Below are 1,953 nucleotides of genomic sequence, written 5' to 3' on the forward strand. Positions count from 1 at the left end.
TCGCTGTTAAAAGGACAATTACAAACAGGAATCGAATGCAACCGGCGCAGGAACACTGCCAGCGCATCAACAATATTTTCACCTGAATCAGGATATTCTTCTAATACCTGGAATGCTGTTTTCCCGGGGATCGCAGTGGTGAGTAACCATGCATCATCAGGAGTACGGATAAAATGCTTGATGGTCGGAAGAGGCATAAATTCCGTCAGCCAGTTTAGTCTGACCATCTCATCTGTAACATCATTGGCAACGCTACCTTTGCCATGTTTCAGAAACAACTCTGGCGCATCGGGCTTCCCATACAATCGATAGATTGTCGCACCTGATTGCCCGACATTATCGCGAGCCCATTTATACCCATATAAATCAGCATCCAGGTTGGAATTTAATCGCGGCCTCGAGCAAGACGTTTCCCGTTGAATATGGCTCATAACACCCCTTGTATTACTGTTTATGTAAGCAGACAGTTTTATTGTTCATGATGATATATTTTTATCGGCACTGTTGCAAATAGTCGGTGGTGATAAACTTATCATCCCCTTTTGCTGATGGAGCTGCACATGAACCCATTCAAAGGCCGGCATTTTCAGCGTGACATCATTCTGTGGGCCGTACGCTGGTACTGCAAATACGGCATCAGTTACCGTGAGCTGCAGGAGATGCTGGCTGAACGCGGAGTGAATGTCGATCACTCCACGATTTACCGCTGGGTTCAGCGTTATGCGCCTGAAATGGAAAAACGGCTGCGCTGGTACTGGCGTAACCCTTCCGATCTTTGCCCGTGGCACATGGATGAAACCTACGTGAAGGTCAATGGCCGCTGGGCGTATCTGTACCGGGCCGTCGACAGCCGGGGCCGCACTGTCGATTTTTATCTCTCCTCCCGTCGTAACAGCAAAGCTGCATACCGGTTTCTGGGTAAAATCCTCAACAACGTGAAGAAGTGGCAGATCCCGCGATTCATCAACACGGATAAAGCGCCCGCCTATGGTCGCGCGCTTGCTCTGCTCAAACGCGAAGGCCGGTGCCCGTCTGACGTTGAACACCGACAGATTAAGTACCGGAACAACGTGATTGAATGCGATCATGGCAAACTGAAACGGATAATCGGCGCCACGCTGGGATTTAAATCCATGAAGACGGCTTACGCCACCATCAAAGGTATTGAGGTGATGCGTGCACTACGCAAAGGCCAGGCCTCAGCATTTTATTATGGTGATCCCCTGGGCGAAATGCGCCTGGTAAGCAGAGTTTTTGAAACGTAAGGCCTTTGAATAAGACAAAAGGCTGCCTCATCGCTAACTTTGCAACAGTGCCGAATTTAGCGCGGTCGCTAAACATTTCGGCACCACCCAGGTGCTGCACGATATCAATCTGAAAATTGATGCCGGTGAATACCGGCTGGCTGCCGACGATCCGGATGAGGAGAACACCCTCGCCACGGCAGTTTTCACCCTCGATGCCAACCACGTCAGGTGGCAAATTTTCGACATTAACCGCGACGATGCTAAATTTCAGGGAGAAGTGCGTGGGTGAGATAGCCGGTCGTCAGTCATAAAGGGCAGGGTAGTACCGTTGGCCCGGCGTTCGATAGTACCGTCCGGATACTGCCAGATATCGGCGTCCAGGGAGATGTCCTGAAGCGCGGTGTCCGGAATTTCAGGTTTGTGTCTCTACAAAGACTAACTATCAGAAAAACTCATCGAGCATCAAATGAAACTGCAATTTATTCATATCAGGATTATCAATACCATATTTTTGAAAAAGCCGTTTCTGTAATGAAGGAGAAAACTCACCGAGGCAGTTCCATAGGATGGCAAGATCCTGGTATCGGTCTGCGATTCCGACTCGTCCAACATCAATACAACCTATTAATTTCCCCTCGTCAAAAATAAGGTTATCAAGTGAGAAATCACCATGAGTGACGACTGAATCCGGTGAGAATGGCAAAAG

Annotated in this window: 4 protein-coding genes; 2 read left to right on the forward strand and 2 right to left on the reverse strand. The window is 48.8% G+C overall.

The window, feature by feature from the left end; all coding sequences use genetic code 11:
* The coding region (locus ACI2L1_RS45120; protein WP_363447951.1) for a phosphotransferase at window positions 1-431 on the reverse strand (431 nt) is incomplete at its 3' end.
* 129 nt (window positions 432-560) lie between these two features.
* Between ACI2L1_RS45120 and ACI2L1_RS45125 the strand changes: the two genes are divergently transcribed.
* Both ACI2L1_RS45125 and ACI2L1_RS45130 read left to right on the forward strand, forming a co-directional pair.
* Window positions 561-1,265 (forward strand): IS6-like element IS26 family transposase, encoded by a 705-nt coding sequence (locus ACI2L1_RS45125; RefSeq protein WP_001067856.1) that lies wholly within the window; start codon window positions 561-563, stop codon window positions 1,263-1,265.
* A gap of 91 nt (window positions 1,266-1,356) precedes the next feature.
* Window positions 1,357-1,536, forward strand: coding sequence for a hypothetical protein (locus ACI2L1_RS45130; protein WP_000902128.1), 180 nt, complete (start codon window positions 1,357-1,359; stop codon window positions 1,534-1,536).
* 153 nt (window positions 1,537-1,689) lie between these two features.
* Here the strand turns inward: ACI2L1_RS45130 and ACI2L1_RS45135 are convergent.
* Window positions 1,690-1,953: phosphotransferase (locus ACI2L1_RS45135; protein WP_046643377.1), on the reverse strand; the 264-nt coding region annotated here is incomplete at its 5' end.

The organism is Streptomyces sp. NPDC019531 (assembly GCF_044903305.1).
Taxonomy (GTDB): domain Bacteria; phylum Actinomycetota; class Actinomycetes; order Streptomycetales; family Streptomycetaceae; genus Streptomyces.

Bases quoted from the DNA above. Each gene is read 5' to 3' on its own strand.
- ACI2L1_RS45125 (WP_001067856.1), top strand. From the start codon at position 561: ATGAACCCATTCAAAGGCCGGCATTTTCAGCGTGACATCATTCTGTGG.